This is a genomic window from Mycobacterium sp. (assembly GCF_035570115.1).
Lineage (GTDB): Bacteria > Actinomycetota > Actinomycetes > Mycobacteriales > Mycobacteriaceae > Mycobacterium.
Window position 1 is genome coordinate 1 of the sequence record NZ_DATMLH010000198.1, and the last position, 16,276, is coordinate 16,276.

Annotated in this window: 14 protein-coding genes; 6 read left to right on the forward strand and 8 right to left on the reverse strand. The window is 65.6% G+C overall.

The features are described 5' to 3' along the window. A partial coding sequence (locus VNW74_RS17845; RefSeq protein ID WP_325679205.1) for an LLM class flavin-dependent oxidoreductase occupies positions 1-781 on the reverse strand: 781 nt, incomplete at its 3' end. 75 nt (positions 782-856) lie between these two features. On the opposite strand from VNW74_RS17845, the gene VNW74_RS17850 reads away from it, so the two are divergent. Both VNW74_RS17850 and VNW74_RS17855 read left to right on the forward strand, forming a co-directional pair. Continuing rightward, a complete protein-coding gene (locus VNW74_RS17850; RefSeq protein WP_325679153.1) occupies positions 857-1,270 on the forward strand; it encodes a VOC family protein in 414 nt (137 codons plus the stop codon). A 50-nt stretch (positions 1,271-1,320) separates the two neighbouring features. Next, positions 1,321-1,710: a VOC family protein gene (locus tag VNW74_RS17855; protein WP_325679155.1), complete on the forward strand. Its 390-nt coding sequence runs from the start codon at positions 1,321-1,323 to the stop codon at positions 1,708-1,710. A 9-nt stretch (positions 1,711-1,719) separates the two neighbouring features. Here the strand turns inward: VNW74_RS17855 and VNW74_RS17860 are convergent, their stop codons facing one another. From VNW74_RS17860 to VNW74_RS17880, 5 genes are all read right to left on the reverse strand, one after another. Then, complete coding sequence (locus VNW74_RS17860; protein ID WP_325679207.1) at positions 1,720-2,202, reverse strand: Rrf2 family transcriptional regulator; 483 nt, start codon at positions 2,200-2,202, stop codon at positions 1,720-1,722. Positions 2,203-2,278: 76 nt separating this feature from the next. Further along, complete coding sequence (locus VNW74_RS17865) at positions 2,279-3,016, reverse strand: 3'(2'),5'-bisphosphate nucleotidase CysQ (RefSeq protein ID WP_325679157.1); 738 nt, start codon at positions 3,014-3,016, stop codon at positions 2,279-2,281. Further along, positions 3,013-4,857, reverse strand: a complete 1,845-nt coding sequence (gene cysC, locus VNW74_RS17870; RefSeq protein WP_325679159.1) for an adenylyl-sulfate kinase — start codon at positions 4,855-4,857, stop codon at positions 3,013-3,015. Before cysC ends, VNW74_RS17865 begins: the two co-directional genes overlap by 4 nt. Then, positions 4,857-5,816 (reverse strand): sulfate adenylyltransferase subunit CysD, encoded by a 960-nt coding sequence (cysD, locus tag VNW74_RS17875; RefSeq protein ID WP_414686714.1) that lies wholly within the window; start codon positions 5,814-5,816, stop codon positions 4,857-4,859. The genes cysC and cysD overlap by 1 nt, the downstream gene beginning before the upstream one ends. A gap of 255 nt (positions 5,817-6,071) precedes the next feature. Further along, positions 6,072-6,563 (reverse strand): carbonic anhydrase, encoded by a 492-nt coding sequence (locus VNW74_RS17880; protein WP_325679163.1) that lies wholly within the window; start codon positions 6,561-6,563, stop codon positions 6,072-6,074. Positions 6,564-6,797: 234 nt separating this feature from the next. On the opposite strand from VNW74_RS17880, the gene VNW74_RS17885 reads away from it, so the two are divergent. From VNW74_RS17885 to VNW74_RS17900, 4 genes are all read left to right on the forward strand, one after another. Next, entirely contained in the window at positions 6,798-7,775 is a 978-nt protein-coding gene (locus VNW74_RS17885; RefSeq protein WP_325679165.1) for an ABC transporter permease, read from the forward strand. Between the two features lie 109 nt (positions 7,776-7,884). Then, a complete protein-coding gene (locus VNW74_RS17890; RefSeq protein WP_325679209.1) occupies positions 7,885-8,829 on the forward strand; it encodes an ABC transporter permease in 945 nt (314 codons plus the stop codon). Next, positions 8,826-10,676: an ABC transporter ATP-binding protein gene (locus tag VNW74_RS17895; RefSeq protein WP_325679167.1), complete on the forward strand. Its 1,851-nt coding sequence runs from the start codon at positions 8,826-8,828 to the stop codon at positions 10,674-10,676. The genes VNW74_RS17890 and VNW74_RS17895 overlap by 4 nt, the downstream gene beginning before the upstream one ends. Further along, complete coding sequence (locus VNW74_RS17900; RefSeq protein WP_414686715.1) at positions 10,567-12,345, forward strand: ABC transporter family substrate-binding protein; 1,779 nt, start codon at positions 10,567-10,569, stop codon at positions 12,343-12,345. The genes VNW74_RS17895 and VNW74_RS17900 overlap by 110 nt, the downstream gene beginning before the upstream one ends. Before the next feature lie 96 nt (positions 12,346-12,441). On the opposite strand, the gene VNW74_RS17905 is transcribed toward VNW74_RS17900, so the two are convergent. Then, positions 12,442-15,057, reverse strand: a complete 2,616-nt coding sequence (locus tag VNW74_RS17905) for an ATP-binding protein (RefSeq protein ID WP_325679171.1) — start codon at positions 15,055-15,057, stop codon at positions 12,442-12,444. Beyond that, positions 15,054-16,229, reverse strand: coding sequence for an exonuclease SbcCD subunit D (locus tag VNW74_RS17910; RefSeq protein ID WP_325679173.1), 1,176 nt, complete (start codon positions 16,227-16,229; stop codon positions 15,054-15,056). Before VNW74_RS17910 ends, VNW74_RS17905 begins: the two co-directional genes overlap by 4 nt. Positions 16,230-16,276 lie beyond the last annotated feature (47 nt).

The following is a 16,276-nucleotide window of genomic DNA, read 5'->3' on the forward strand; positions in this document are numbered from 1 at the left end:
TGCGCAGCACCGCGACCAGCTCCTCCTCACTGCCGGCAAACCCGGTAGCCGGCGCCATCGCATCGATGTACTCGGCGGGTATCCAGTTCATGTAGCGCCGCAGATGCCGGTGCACCTGCTGGCGGGCTGCACTGACGGGACCGAGCGCGAACCAGAACGACGTGATCAGGTGGGGTTTGGGCTTGCGGGCCTCTGCCCACGCCGCACGCGCCACGTCGAACAGCTCGTTCTGCTTGATGACGTCGAGGTCCAATGTCGTTCCGGCCAGGCCGTCGGCCCAGGCCGCCGCGCTACGCAGGGTCTTCGGCCCGATGGTTCCGACCAACAGCGGCGGTCCGCCCGCCTGGACCGGCGCCGGCCCGACGGGCAGCACCGACTCGGTGATCTTCTCGCCCGCCCACACTCGTTTCATGACCGCCACCCGCTCGGCCATGCCACGCATGGTCTGCGTCGTCGGATCAGCGCCGACCGCCCGATAATCCTCAATCCGGCCGCCGACGCCGATGCCCACGCTCAGCCGTCCGCCGCACAGCATGTCCCCGGTCGCCAACGCCTTGGCGAGCATGACCGGGTCGTGCAGCTGCGGCACGATCACCGTCGTCACCAGCCGCACCCGATCGGTCCACGCGGCCAGCGCGCCCATCAAAGTCAAGGTTTCCGGGTTGTCGAAGGCCATGCGCTCGCCCCAACACAACGACGCGAACGGGCCGTCGTCGATCGCACGGGCCCAGTCCCGCAGCACGGCGGCATCCAAGTCCGGCTCCATGACCGGCATGGTCATCGATATCTGCACGACGGCGATTCTGGCATGCAGACCGGCCGATGCCCGCACATCGCCGCGTGGCAGCATGTGTAGATGGGCATCACCGCCAACTCCATCGCGCATGTGCGGCTTACCGTCAGCGATATCGAGCGTTCCCGACAGTTCTACGAGAGCGTCTTCGGTTGGCCGGTTCTGATTGAGGTGCCGGAGACCGCCGACGCGGCGACCCGCGACCAGCTCGCTTTCCTGTTCGGCGGCGTCATCTACGACATGGGTGGCGCGCTGATCGCGCTGCGGCCGGTCGCCACCGACCGCTTCCACGAGGACCGCTGCGGGCTGGACCACATCGCGTTCAGGGCCGTCAATAAGGCCGAATTAGACTCCGCGGCAGTGCATCTCGACGATCTGGGCATCGACCACGAGCCGGTCAAGGACATCGGGCCGTCGTACATCCTGGAGTTTCGCGACCCGGACAACATCGCCTTGGAGCTGACCGCGCCGAAATAGCTGCTCCAACGTTGTCGCAGGGAGGCCAGAGTGGTTGACTGGCGAGCACGATGCCTATCGCTTTCAACCACACCATCGTCGCCGCCCGCGATAAGCGGGAGTCCGCGGAGTTTCTCGCCGAACTGTTCGGGTTGCCCGCTCCGACGCCGTTCGGCCATTTCCTGACTGTCACTCTGCAGCACGGCGCAAGCCTCGACTACACCGATGTATCCGAAGGCGAGGAGATCCGGCCGCAGCACTACGCGTTCCTGGTCTCGGAGGACGACTTCGACACGATTTACGGCAAGATCCAGTCACGCGGGCTGCAGCATTGGGCGGACCCGGGCCGCCAACGACCGGGCGAGATCAACACCCGCGACGACGGCCGCGGGGTGTACTTCCCCGATCCGGCCGGACACTTCCTGGAGATTCTGACCCGGCCGTACGGCTCAGGCCCCTAAAGGCGAGCGCTACCCCGCGTCGCGGGGGCCGTGGCGCCTGCTTTCCTGGGCGCGATAGTCGTCGGCCAGCTGACCGACATGGTTCGGCAGGGCACCCGCTGCGACGTCGGCGAGAGTGGTTTCCTCCAGGACCGAGCGCATGCTGGCGCGCAGCGCCCGCCAAACGTCGGTCAGCGCCGCGGTCGGACCGGAATACGGCAGATCGCCCAAACCGACGTCGCGGACGCTGGCCAGCGGACCGTCGATGGAACGCAACACATCGGCGATGCTGATTTCGCTACCGGGGCGGGCCAATTCGTATCCACCGTCGCGACCACGGTGGCTGCGCACCAGGCGATCGGTGCGCAGGTCGGACAAGATGTCGACGAGGAACTGCGGTGGGATGCCCTGGGCGTGCGCCAGATCGTCAGTCTTGACCCGTACGCCGCCATCGGCGGTGGCCAACTGGACCATTGCCCGCACCGCATACTCCGCCTTGGCCGACATGCGCATGGACACGATTCTCCCATCGCCGCCCGACACCCGAGGAGAGGTCGGGCAGCCTTTCATGGTTAAGCGCCATGGTCGCTCAACCCGTCACCGCCAGCACCGCGTCGACGTATTCGGGTCCGCACACGACCAGGTCCGGCAGCAGCGGATCGGGCCTGTTGTACTCCAGCGGCGAACCATCCAGACGCGAGGTGTGCAGACCGGCCGCGTGTGCCACCGCGACCGGCGCCGCGGAATCCCATTCGTACTGTCCACCGGCGTGCACATACACGTCGGCCAGTCCCTGAACCACCGCGGCGACCTTCGCGCCGGCCGATCCCATCTCGATCAGCGTGCCGTCCAGCTGATCGCGGACCTGCAACGCGATCGCCGGTGGGCGGGTGCGCGAGACCACGATGCGCGGTGATCCCCCGTATGGCGGCGGCGGCGCGGGATCGGGTGTGGCCAGCGTGACGCCCTGTGCGGGCAGCGCAACCGCGCCCGCGATCAGATCGCCTGATTGCCACAGCGCGACGTGGACGGCCCAGTCCTGACGGCCCAGTTCGGAGAACTCCCGGGTGCCGTCCAACGGGTCGACGATCCATACCCGCTCGGAGCGCAACCGCACCGGGTCGTCGGCGCCTTCTTCGGAGAGCACCGCGTCGGCCGGGCGCTCGCGTGCTAGCGCATCCATCAAATAGTCGTGGGAGCGCTTGTCCCCCGCTGCTTTTCGCTCGGCCTGCGAGGCATCGGCAAGCTCGTCGCGCACCGCGAGCAGCAGCCGGCCGGCTTCAGTGGCCAGCCGCGCTGCCACCTCGTGGTCGCTGTGGATGCTCAACTTTTGGACTCGATCAGGTCGACGACTTGCTGCGCCAGCTCGTCGAGGCTGCGGTCCGGCGTCAGACGTAGGTCCGGATTCTTTGGCCGTTGGTACGGGCTGTCGATGCCGGTGAAATGGGTGATCTCACCCGCACGTGCCTTGGCGTAGAGCCCCTTGGGGTCTCGGCGCTCGCAATCCTCGAGCGGGGTGTCGCAGAACACTTCGAGAAAGTCGAGCCCGGCGTCGGCATGCACGCGGCGAGCCAGGTCGCGATGCTCGGCCAGTGGGCTGATCGCCGGTACCAGCACGGTGTGTCCGGAATCAGCGATGAGCGCCGCCACATGCGCAAGGCGACGGAGGTTCTCCGCCCGGTCGTCCATGCTGAAGCCCAGGTCGGCATTCAAGCCGTGCCGCAAGTTGTCGCCGTCGAGAACATAAGCGGGGACGCCGTTTTCGAGCAGTTTCTGTTCGACCAGCATGGCCACCGACGACTTGCCGGAACCCGACAAACCGGTGAACCAGAGCGTGCGGCCCCGCGACATCCGGTCCTCGGCGGTCACCAGCGACTTGTGCCGCACCGTGTTCGGGCTCGAGGAGCGAGTCGAAGCCTCCCGCAATACCATGCCCGCGCCCACGGTCCCGTTGGTGTCGGGGTCGATCAGGATGAACGATCCGGTGCTGGCGTTGCGGGTGTACTCGTCGAGCAGCAGCGGCACCTGGGCGCGCAGCGAGACGCGGCCAAGCTCGTTGAGCTGCAACGCTTCCGCGGTCTTGTCACGGTGCAGCGTGTTGACGTCGAGCCGATAGTCCAACGCGGTGACCCTTACCCGGGTGGTTCGGGTGGTGTGCTTGATCAGATAGTCGCGCCCGGGCTCCAGCGCCGCGCCATCGGCCATCCAGCACACGGTCGCGTCGAAGTCTTGAGCGACCCTCGGCTCATTCGTGGGTCGGGCGATCATGTCGCCGCGCGAGAGATCGATATCGTCGGCCAAGCTGATCGAGACAGCCATCGGCGGAAACGCTTCCTCCACTGGTCCGTTCGGCCCGTCGATCGTCGTGATCCGAGTCGGCTTACCCGTCGGGAGCACGATCACCTCGTCGCCCGGGCGCATCACGCCGCTGGCCACCGTGCCCGCGTAGCTGCGGTGGTCTTGATGCTCGCGAGTCTGCGGGCGGATGACGTACTGCACCGGGAAGCGGACGTCGACGAGGTTACGGTCAGCAGCGACGTAAACCTCTTCGAGGTGCGACAACAACGCCGGCCCGTCGTACCACGGGGTGTTGTCCGACTTGGTGACCACATTGTCGCCGTGCAGCGCCGACATCGGAATCGTGAGCACGTCTTGCACGTCAAGGCGGGTGGCGAAGGCGTGGAACTCGTCGCGGATCGCCTCGAAAGCTTCTTTGTTCCAGTCGATCAGGTCCATCTTGTTGACGGCGAGCACGATGTGCTCGATGCCCAGCAACGAGGCCAGGAACGTGTGTCGACGGGACTGCTCGAGCAGACCGTGGCGGGCATCGACCAGCACGATGGCCAGCTGGGCGGTGGACGCCCCGGTCACCATGTTGCGGGTGTACTGGATGTGACCGGGAGTGTCGGCGATGATGAATTTGCGCTTGGGAGTGGCGAAGTAGCGGTAGGCGACATCGATCGTGATGCCTTGCTCTCGCTCCGCGCGCAGCCCGTCGGTGACCAGTGACAGGTCGGTGTATTCGTGGCCACGTTCCTTGGAGGTGGCTTCCACCGAGGCCCACTGGTCCTCCATGACGGCCTTGGAGTCATACAGCAGGCGTCCGATCAGCGTGGACTTGCCGTCGTCGACCGAGCCGGCCGTTGCGATGCGCAGCAGTGTTGCCATCAGAAGTACCCCTGCCTCTTGCGGTCTTCCATCCCGGCCTCGGAGATCCGGTCGTCTGCTCTGGTAGCGCCGCGCTCGGTCAGCCGTGACACCGCCGTCTCGGCGACCACCTCCGCGACGGTGGCTGCGGTCGATTCCACACAGCCGGTACAGGTGACGTCGCCGACGGTGCGGAATCGCACCGTCGTCTCGAACACCTTCTCGTCGGCGCGCGGCTGCATGTGGCGGTCGACCGCCAGCAGCATCCCGTCGCGCTCGAAGACCTTCCGCTGGTGCGCGTAGTAGATCGGCGGCAACTTGACCTTCTCGGCGCCGATGTAGGACCAGATGTCGAACTCGGTCCAGTTGGACAGCGGGAACACCCGGATGTGCTCACCCTTGTGGTGTCGCCCGTTGTAGATATTCCACAATTCGGGCCGCTGCGCCTTGGGGTCCCACTGACCGAACTCGTCACGGAAGCTGAACACCCGCTCCTTGGCGCGCGCCTTCTCCTCGTCGCGCCGGGCGCCGCCGAATGCGGCGTCAAACTTGTTTTCGCGGATCGCGCGCAGCAACGTCACCGTCTGAATCGGATTGCGTGACGGGATGGGCTCGACAACCCGGCCGGCGTCGATGTCGTCTTGCACCTTGGCGACGACCAGCCGCACTCCGGTCTCGGCGACCAACTCGTCGCGGGTAACGATGACTTCGTCGAAATTATGACCGGTGTCGACGTGCATCACCGGGAAGGGCAGCCGGCCGGGGCGAAACGCCTTGAGGGCAAGATGCAGCATCACGATCGAGTCCTTGCCGCCGGAGAACAGCAGAACGGGCCGCTCGAACTCCGCGGCCACCTCGCGAATGATGTGGATGGCCTCAGCCTCTAGCGAGCGTAGATGGCTTAGCTCGTATTGTCCGGGGACCGGGCGGCGGTCGTTTGCCCCCGCCGCCGCGCTCGTCGTCGCTTGACTGGTCACCAATCACCTCTATTCCGGGTAATCCTGGTCGAACTGGTCAGGTTTATGAGTATTACCATGTATAAAACCAGCGGGACCCCGAGCTGTCAATGACTTCGGGCGAAAAGACACAAAAGCCCTCGACACGCCGAAGCGCAGGGCTTTGTGTCTGCTCGCTGGTCGCTGCGGCGGCAAAAGCCTCTCTGGGCAGCAGCGCAAGATTCCAACACGACCATGCGGCCCGCCGCCTCCGCCGCCGTAGGCGGCCGGAAGCGAGCGCTAGAGGGTGACCTCCTCGAGCTTGCCGGTTGCGACGTCGAAGATGAAGCCTCGCGACGATTCGTGCTTGGTGACGAACGGACTGTTTTCGATGCGGCGCAACGACTGCCGAACGTCTTCGGCAAGATCGGGGAAGGCCTCGGCGGCCCAGGGCGGTTTGACCCCGGTGTCATGCTGGATCGCGTGCTTGAAATCGTCGTCGCTGAAGGTGAGCATCCCGCAGTCGGTGTGGTGAATCAGGATGATCTCCTTGGTTCCCAGCAACCGCTGGCTGATGGCGAGCGAGCGGATCGCATCATCGGTGACCACCCCGCCGGCGTTTCGGATGACGTGCGCCTCGCCCTCTTTGATTCCCAGCAGACGGTAGACGTCCAGCCGGGCGTCCATGCACGCCACGACCGCCACATGTTTGCTCGGCGGCAGCGGCAGCGGCCCTTTGAAGGAGCTTGCATATTCGGCGTTGTGGGCTAAGTAGTTATCGGTGGCCGTCACGCCAATCTCCTTGTGTCGCAGTGTCGTTTGCTGCACGCCCGACCCAAGTGGCTGATTGTAACCGTCGGCACGGGGATTTTCACCGATCCGGATCAGTCCGATCAGAACGGTTCGACCGTGCCGCAGCGGGCCCGGGTCGGCCGCAACGCCGACTAGCTGCGCCTTTGCCCGCGCCCGCGACTTGTTGGGTCACATCTTTTACCCTGTGCCCATGCGACACGGGGAGGGCAGATCATGATCCGCTTCCTGTTCCGTCGCTTGCTCAATTACGTCGTGCTGCTGGTGCTGGCCTCGTTCATGGCCTTCTGCCTGGCCTCGCTGACGTTTCATCCGCTGGACAGTTTTATCGAGCGTCACCCGCAGCCGCCGGCTGAGGCGATCCACGCCAAAGCCGTCGAGCTCGGCTTGGACAAACCGGTACCGATCCGGTACGCGGAATGGGCTGCCGGCGTGGTCCGGGGAGATTTCGGCACCACGGTGACCGGTCACCCCGTCTCGCAAGAGCTGTGGCCCCGCGTCGGGGTCAGCGTTCGGCTGGTGTTGATCGGGTCGTTGGTGGGCACGCTGGCCGGCGTGGTCCTGGGCGCCTGGGGAGCGGTCCGTCAGTATCGGCTCAGCGACCGGGTGATCACCGTGTTGTCGCTGATCATTTTGAGCATCCCGTCCTTCGTGCTGGCCGGCCTGCTCATTTTGGCCGCGCTGCGGGTGAACATGCTTTTCGGAGTGCGGATCTTTGCCTACACCGGGGAAACCTCGCCGATTCCGCCCGGCGGCATCTGGGATCAGCTCGTCGACCGCGCTCAGCACATCGTCTTGCCGACTCTCACCCTGGCACTCGGCGCGGCCGCCAGCTTCAGCCGCTACCAGCGCAACGCGATGCTGGATGTGCTCGGCGAAGACTTCATCCGGACCGCGCGGGCCAAAGGACTGACCCGCCGGCGTGCGTTGTTCAAGCACGGTCTACGTACCGCCCTCATTCCGCTGGCCACCTTGTTCGCCTACGGAGTGAGCGGCCTGGTCGTCGGCGCGGTGTTCGTCGAAAAGATCTTCGGCTGGCACGGCATGGGCGAGTGGGTGGTGCAGGCCATCACGAGTCAGGACACCCACGTCGTCGCGACGATCACGCTGTTTACCGGCGCGGCGCTGCTGTTCGCCGGGCTGTTGTCCGACATCATCTACGCGGCGCTGGACCCGAGGGTGCGGGTGTCATGACGCGCGCCAGCGACGATGCAGTGGGGGCACCCCGAGCCGCGCAGCGGCGAGGGGGACGAACCGATGCTGAGGAGCGGCGCTCATGACTGGGCCCGTCGACGATGCGCTCATGACGCAAGACACCTCCACGGACACCACCCCGCTGCGGGTGGGCATCAACCCGGCCACCTTCACGTCCTTCACGTCGCGACGAACCCTGGTGACACGTCGCTTCATGCGCAACCGGCCCGCCGTGGTGGCGTTAGTCCTGCTGGCGGTGCTGTTTGTCGGCTGCTACGGGCTGCCGCCGCTACTCCCCTACGACTACAACGCTCTCGACTACCACGCGCTGCTGCAGCCACCATCACTTACGCACTGGTTCGGCACCAACGCGCTCGGCCAGGATTTGTTGGCCCGGACGCTGCGCGGCATGCAGAAGTCCATGCTGATCGGTTTTTGTGTGGCGCTGATTTCGACCAGCATCGCCGCCACCGTCGGATCGATTGCCGGCTACTTCGGCGGCTGGCGCGACCGGGCGTTGATGTGGCTGGTCGACCTGCTGCTGGTGGTGCCCGGCTTTCTGATCATCGCCATCATCACTCCGCGCATCAAGCAATCCAGCAGCATGCTGTGGCTCATCGTGCTGCTGGCCATCTTCGGATGGATGGTCAGCTCACGAATGGTGCGCGGCTTGACGATGAGCCTGCGAGAACGCGAATTCGTCCGTGCGGCAAGGTTTATGGGCGTGCCGGACCGCCTGATCATTCTGCGTCACATCTTGCCGAACGTCGCCTCGATCCTCATCATCGACGCAACCCTCAACGTCGGCTACGCGGTGCTGGCCGAAACCGGGCTGAGCTTTTTGGGATTCGGTATTCAACCACCCGACGTCTCGTTGGGTACGCTGATCGCCGACGGCACCCCGTCGACCACGACATTCCCCTGGGTATTTCTGTTCCCGGCCGGAGCGCTGGTGCTGATCGTGTTGTGCGCCAACCTCACCGGCGACGGCCTGCGCGACGCGTTGGATCCGCGCAGCCGAGCATCACGACCCAGGAAGCGGCGTCGAAAGTGACGGCCCTGCTCGAGGTGGCGAATCTCAATGTCACGTTCGAAACCGGTGACGAGCAGGTTGCCGCGGTGCGCGGCACAAGTTACCGCATCGAACCCGGCGAAGTGGTCGCCATCGTCGGCGAATCCGGTTCGGGGAAAACCACTGCCGCGATGGCGGTCGTCGGATTGCTGCCGGAGAACACTAAGGTGTCGGGTTCGGTGCGGTTACACGGCGACGAGTTACTCGGGTTGCCCGATCAGGCGATGTCACGGATTCGCGGCAAGTCGATCGGCACCGTCTTTCAAGATCCGATGTCGGCGCTGACACCGGTCTACACCGTCGGCGACCAGATCGCCGAAGCCATCAAAGTGCACAACCGCGACATCAGTCGAGCGAGTGCCCGCAAGCGTGCGGTCGAGCTGCTCGAACTGGTCGGCATCGTGCAGCCAGAAAGCCGGGCAAGGGCTTTCCCGCACGAACTGTCCGGCGGCGAGCGTCAGCGCGTGGTGATCGCGATCGCCATCGCCAATGATCCGGACTTGCTGATCTGTGACGAACCGACCACTGCGCTCGATGTCACGGTGCAAGCGCAAATCCTCGACGTGCTAAGAACTGCGCGCGACGTGACCGGCGCCGGTGTGCTGATCATCACCCACGACCTGGGTGTGGTGTCGGAGTTCGCCGACCGGGCGCTGGTGATGTACGCGGGACGTCCGGTCGAGATCGCCAGCGTCGAAGAGCTTTACCGTGACCGCCGGATGCCCTACACGGCCGGCTTGCTGGGTTCGGTACCGCGACTGGACTCACCGCAGGGCACCCGACTGGTTCCGATCCCGGGCGCGCCGCCGAGGATGACGTCGCTGTCCCCCAATGCCTGCCAGTTCGCCCCTCGCTGTCCGCTGGTCATCAGCGAATGTCGTTCGGCAGAACCCGATCTCGCGCCTATCCGAGACGGTCACTGGGCAGCGTGTATTCGCACCGGCGACGTCGCGGGGCGCAGCGCGGCTGATATCTATCACGTTTCGACACAGCCGGTTTCGATCGATGCCACCGAGGCGGACCCTTCGGTGGTGCTGCAAGTCACCGACCTTGCCAAGACCTACCCGCTGACCAAGGGTGTGATCTTGCGCAGGCGGGTGGGTGAAGTACGTGCCGTCGACGGGGTCAGCTTCACCCTGGAGCAGGGCCGCACTCTGGGCATCGTCGGCGAATCCGGTTCGGGCAAATCGACGACGCTGAGCCAGATTCTCGAGCTCGGCACACCCGAAGCCGGTGCCATCGAAATTCTCGGCGACGACGTCGCAGCCCTCGACACCGCCGCCCGTCGTAAGCTGCGGACCGAACTGCAGGTGGTGTTTCAGGACCCGGTGGCGTCGCTGGACCCCCGGCTACCGGTGTTCGATGTCATCGCTGAACCGTTGGTCACCAACGGGTTTGACAGGCCCCGTTGCGAGGAACGGGTCGCAGAACTACTGGACATCGTCGGGCTGAACCACGCCGATGCCAGCCGCTATCCCGCCGAGTTCTCCGGCGGGCAGAAACAGCGGATTGGTATCGCGCGCGCGCTGGCACTGCAGCCGAAGATCCTTGCGCTCGACGAGCCGGTGTCGGCGCTCGACGTATCGATCCAGGCCGGCATCATCAACTTGCTGCTGGACCTGCAGAAGCGATTTGGGTTGTCCTATCTGTTTGTGTCGCATGATCTTTCGGTAGTCAAGCACCTGGCCCACCGAGTAGCGGTGATGTACCGAGGGAAAATTGTCGAGCAGGGCGATGGTGAGCAGGTGTTCTCCAACCCGCAGCACGAGTACACCCGGCGCCTATTGGCCGCAGTCCCGCGAGCGCACCCGGATGTGGCCGGTGGTTAGCGTCGTCGCGACGATCCGCAAGGTGGCGCTGCTGGCGACCGTGATGGTTTGTCTGGTCATCACGGGCTGCTCGGACGGCTACAAGGACGTCGTGGGGCGGCGGGCTGTGCGGGTCGGCACCACCAGCGACATCAACCCGCGGGACCCGACGACCCTGCGCGACGGCGGCAACTTGCGGCTTGCGATCAGCTCGTTTCCGGCGAACTTCAACGTATTGAACATCGACGGCAACACGGCCGACGTCGCTTCGATAGTCGCGCCGACGCTGCCGGGGGCGTTCATCACCCAGGCCGACGGTTCGCTGAAACTCAACACCGACTACTTCACCGCTGCCGAGCTGACCAAGGCCAGCCCGCAGGTCGTCACGTTGACGATCAATCCGAAAGCGGTGTGGAGCGACGGCACCCCGATCACCTGGGAAGACCTCAAAGCCGAGGTCGACGCGTGCAGTGGCCGCGACAAGCGCTACCTGATCGCCAGTAGAGCCGGGTTCGAGCGAGTCAAGTCGGTGACCAGGGGCGTCGACGATCGCCAGGCGGTGGTCACCTTCGCCCAGCCGTATGCGGAGTGGCGCGGGATGTTTGCCGGTGGCATGCAACCGCGAAGCATGACGTCGACCCCGGACGCCTTCAACAAGGGCCAACTCGACGCCCCCGGGCCGTCCGCCGGACCCTTCATCGTGTCGAGGATCGACCACAGCGCGCAGCGCATTGTGCTGACCCGTAATCCGCGCTGGTGGGGCAGGAAGCCGCGGCTGAACTCCATCACCTTCCTGGTGCTCGACTCCTCCGCCGTCATCCCCGCCCTGCAAAACAACGCGATCGATGCTGCCGGCGTCGGCACGCTCGACGATATGGTCACAGCCGAACGCACCCCGGGAGTCGTGATCCGCAGCGCGCCGGCGCCGACCTGGTATCACTTCACCTTCAACGGCGCACCCGGATCGATTCTGTCCGACGACAAGCTGCGGCTGGCAATCTCCCGAGGCATCGACCGCCAGGCGATTGTCAACGTCGTCCAGCACGGTCTGACCGAACATCCGACGCCGCTGGACAATCATATTTACGTGGTAGGCCAGCTGGGCTACCAAAACAACAGTGCGCCAGCCGCTTACGACCCTGATCAGGCCCGCAGAGACCTGGATGCGCTCGGCTGGAAGCTCAATGGCGCGGTGCGGGAAAAGGACGGTCGACAGCTCGTCGTGCGCGACGTGCTCTACGACTCACCGGCCGCTCGGCAGATCGCCCTGGTCGCCCAACAGAACCTCGCGCAGATCGGTGTCAAGCTGGTGCTCGACGTCAAAGCGGGCAACGGATTCTTTAATCAGTACGTGAGCGTCGGGGACTTCGACATCGTGCAATTCGGTTGGGTGGGTAACGCTTTCCCACTGTCAGCGCTGCCGCAGATCTATACCTCGGACGGGGAGGGCAACTTCGGCAAGATCGGCAACGCCAGCATCGACGCGAAAATCGATCAGACGCTGTCCGAGCTGGACGAGGGCGCGGCGCGCGAGCTCGCCAACCAGGTCGACGCGATGATCTGGCGGGAAGGGTTCAACCTGCCGTTGTTTCAGTCGCCCGGCGACATCGGGGTGCGCAGGGACCTGGCCAACTTCGGAGCGCCGGGGCTGGCCGACGTGGACTACACCGCTATCGGGTTCATACGCTGAGGTAGCCGGCATTTTGGGCCGTCCCGCCCAGTAACAAGTCCGATTCGGGCTGCTCAATGCCCCGCTGAAGCGGACTGCGCGCGCGGCGAAGGATCGTTAGGCGCACAATTCGATACGGTGTGCACCCTTGACACCGTCGTATCGAGCTGGGGTGCAGGTCAATACGATGACCTGACCCCGCTCGCCCAGTGTGTCGAATACCTCGGCCATCTTGGCCAACCGTCCCGGATCGGTGAAGCCGAGTGCGTCGTCGATCAGAATCGGGACCGCGTCCTCTTTAGCGACCAGCGCCGCTCCGGCCAGCCGCGCCAGAATGCCGAGTTGCTCCTTGGCCCCGCCCGACAGCGATTCATACGGCACGGTACAACCGTCCACAGTGCGGTTGAGGATGCACAGGTCGGTGTCGACGTCGACCTCGAAGCTGGGGCCGAATACCGGGCGCCCGAGCCGCTGCAATTCGGTGCGGAACGGCTCGACGTAACGCAGCCTTGTGGTGTCGCGGTGGCGGAACATCACCGTCCGCAGCAACTGGACGGCGCGGGCTCGGCTACCCATCCGCGCGTGCTCGCTTCGGGCGTGTTCGCGCCTGGTCTCGGCGGCATCGAGCTTGCCCTTGCGGCCCTCGGTGCCGAATAGCGTTAGTTCCACGCTGATCTCGTGCAACGTGCGGGCGATCTCGTCGTGGCGGGCCTTTATCGCCTCAGCCGCCTCGGTGGCATCGGCCAGTTCGGCGGCCACCGCCTCAGGTGCAGCGGCGGCCAGTTGTTCGGACAGCTCGGCAACCCGTTGTTTCGCCGCTTGCGCAGTCCGCAGGTCCGCTTCGGCGGCGGCCTGCAGGTCCTCGTCGGCGATAGCCGCGCGCTGCTCGGCCAGCCGGTCAGCAACCCCGGCCAGCTCGGCGCGTTGGGTAGCCAGTTTGTCGTTCGAAAGGGTTACCTGCGTGGATATTTCGGTAAGCTTGGCCACCGCCGCGGCCGCGACCCGGCGATGCGTCTCCAGGTCGGCGCCGGCTTTGACGCGAGCCGCGTCGGCCTCCTCGAGCTCGGCACGCGCGGCGGTGGCATCCATCGCGATGTCTTCGGCCTGCTGAGCAGCACGCAACTCGGCCAGTTTGGAGCGCAGGTGCTCGACCTCGTCGTCACCGCACAAGCCGACCAGGGTTGCGGTCAACTGGTCGCGGCTGTTTTGTAGTTCGCGCCGCCGCTGGTCGGTATGCCGCGCCGCTGCCACGTCATCCACCCGCGCGGTCGCCAGGGCTGCGACTAGATCCTGTTGTGCTGCAGCGTATTCAGCCTGAATGTCGAGGGCCGTCGCGCCCGGAGTGAACCGTGCGGTCAGGACACCGGGAACCTCGACCTGGGTGGCGCCGCCCGCAGTGGTCGACCAGCTCTGACCCGCGGGCAGCGACACCCGCTGGTCACCAACGACGAGTTCGATGTCGGTGGCCGCCACGAATTCCACCGTCGCCGACACCAACGCGAGCCGGCCCTCTACTCGTTCGACGGCCGAGGCGGATTGCTCGATTTGTCGAAAAAGGTTGTCGGTCAGTGCAATGGTCGTTAGTTCGCCGGAGATCAGGTCACGGTCGCGCTGCGCGGCGTCGATCTTGGCGAGCCGGGCGGCCAACCGATCGGCCTCGTCGCGGCGGGCCAGTTCGTCGGCCGCGCGCCGGGCCGTCTCGGCTCGCTGCTGGGCACCGGCCAGGAGCCGGGCAGCCTCCTCGACCACCGCGTCGGCCGCCATGGTGACTTCACGCGCCGTCGCCTGCGCCTCCGCGACCGCGTGGGCTTCGGCTTCCACGGCGGCGACCGTGGCGGCGCGCGTGTCGGTTTCGGCGCGCAGCCGTACCCGCTCGGTGTGCGCGCCAGTCGACGCGGTGCTGGTCGCGGCCGCGGCAGCCGCGATCAGCCCGGCCTCTTTTATCTGTTCGGTGAGCTGAGCGATATCGTCCGCGGCGGCTTGGGCAACAGTCCGCCGGACCGCGGCGGACTGTTGAAGTGGCGACAACTCGGCCAGCTCGGCGCTCAGTGCGGCGTGCCGATGTACGCGGTCGTCGACCTCGGCAACGGCCGCGGCGCATCGCTGCACCTCGTCCTCGGCGTCGCGCAGCGCGGCGACGGCATCGGACCACTGGCCGGTGGCACGCCCGGTCGGGGTGAAGTAGCGGCCATACTCGGCATCGATACGCTCGATGAGCAGCGGCTCGCTGCCCGCCAGCGCTGCGGTGTCGCCCGCCGCCACATCGAGCGCCCGGGTCAGCGCGTCGCACCCCGAAAGATTCACCGCCGCCGTCGATGATGACTGCAACACCCGTTGGGCATGCCACAGCTCGGTGTCGACGGTCTCGGCCAGCATGGCCTGTACGCGGTCATGCGCCTCGTCGCCACTGTGCTGTTCGCGGCGCGGCTCCAAGACCGTCAGCTGCGTCTCGCACTTCTTGTGGAAGCGCTTGTGATAGACGAAACGATAAGGACCAGTGCTGATCTCGGCCGTCACTTCGGATCCGACGTCGGCGTGCGTCGGCTTGACCTGCTTGACTTCCTTTTTCGTCGAACGGTCCTTTGATTCCAACAGCAGGTCTAGCGCCTCGATCATCGAGGACTTGCCAATCTCGTTGGCGCCCGAAACCACGACGACGCCGTGATCGGGAAATTCGATCTCGCGGTAGTCGATGCCGCGGTAGTTCTTCAGAACCAGTCGATGCAACTTCATGCCGCACCTCGACCTTGGTGGCCCTTGTCGGTCAGCCGCAGCAGCAGCGCCAGCGCCGCCTGCGCGTCGCCGGCGGTTTCGGCATCCCCGGTGCGTGCCGTCTCGACCAGTTCCTCGACCGCCGCCGCGGCGAAGCCGCCGATGCCGAGGTCGGTGAACTCGCCATCGGCTGGGATGACCGCCAGATCGCTGTGGCTATCCCACACCCGCAGCGAAGCGAACAGCCGCGAATATTTGTCCAAGCAGGCATCCAGGGCAGCGCGGTCGGTAACCGTCAGCGAACCAATCATTGCCAGCCGCAACACCGTTCGATCCTTGTCAGGCATCAGATCCAAGTTCAGATCCAGGTCGGCGATATCGCGGCTGTTGTCCACCTGGCGGCGCAGGGTGACAAACCGCCAACGACCGACCTTCTGCGCGTCAACGGTGACCGGGCGTTGCGGATCCGTCTCGTCGACATCGACGACCAGCACATGGCCGGGATCGGGTTCAACGTCATCGAAATTGGTGACTTCCGGGGAGCCGGAGTACCAGACACGTCCACTGCTGCCGACTTGGGTTAGCGAATGCTTGTCGCCGAGCGCCACATAGTGCACCGCACCGCGGGCCAACGCGTCTTCCAGGCCGGCCAGCCGGATCAGCGACGGTTTTGTGGGATCGGGATCAAGCACATCGACACCGCCGTGCGCGACAAGTACCCGGGTGACCCCGTCAGAGGGCAAGCCCGCAAGATCTGCGAGGACGTCGGCAACGAGGTCGGTCGTCGGCGCCTTGGATCGCCATGGTGCGGCCACGATCTGCAGGCCAGGCCGGACCTCGTGCACCCCGGCCCGATCGAGCACCTGCACGTTGGCGGGGCGTTCGGCCTTGAACAGTGCGCCGGTGTACACCGACGACGCGTCCAGCGGGTCGTGGTTGCCGGGCAGCAAATAGACCGGAATCCCGATGGCGCGCATGGCTTCCAGTGACTGACTGACCACTTGCGGCGAGAGCTGGTTGTGTTCAAAGACGTCACCGGCCACCACGACGAACTCGGCGCCGACGTCGGCTACCAGCGAGCGCAGGTCGGCCACGGCGTCTCGACGAGCCGCCGAATACCGCGGCTGTGCTTCGCCCGCGAGGAAGTGACGGGTCATGCCGAGTTGCCAGTCGGCCGTATGCACGAATCGCATTGCGACCCCGTCCCTTCTGCTTCATGTCCGGCCGGTCTGCGACCGGG

What these genes read in the sequence shown, in the direction of transcription:
- VNW74_RS17850 (WP_325679153.1), top strand. Translation starts at nt 857, where the DNA reads ATGGGCATCACCGCCAACTCCATCGCGCATGTGCGGCTTACCGTCAGC.
- VNW74_RS17855 (WP_325679155.1), top strand. Translation starts at nt 1,321, where the DNA reads ATGCCTATCGCTTTCAACCACACCATCGTCGCCGCCCGCGATAAGCGG.
- VNW74_RS17860 (WP_325679207.1), bottom strand. Translation starts at nt 2,202, where the DNA reads ATGCGCATGTCGGCCAAGGCGGAGTATGCGGTGCGGGCAATGGTCCAG.
- cysC (WP_325679159.1), bottom strand. Translation starts at nt 4,857, where the DNA reads ATGGCAACACTGCTGCGCATCGCAACGGCCGGCTCGGTCGACGACGGC.
- VNW74_RS17885 (WP_325679165.1), top strand. Translation starts at nt 6,798, where the DNA reads ATGATCCGCTTCCTGTTCCGTCGCTTGCTCAATTACGTCGTGCTGCTG.
- VNW74_RS17890 (WP_325679209.1), top strand. Translation starts at nt 7,885, where the DNA reads ATGACGCAAGACACCTCCACGGACACCACCCCGCTGCGGGTGGGCATC.
- VNW74_RS17905 (WP_325679171.1), bottom strand. Translation starts at nt 15,057, where the DNA reads ATGAAGTTGCATCGACTGGTTCTGAAGAACTACCGCGGCATCGACTAC.
- VNW74_RS17910 (WP_325679173.1), bottom strand. Translation starts at nt 16,229, where the DNA reads ATGCGATTCGTGCATACGGCCGACTGGCAACTCGGCATGACCCGTCAC.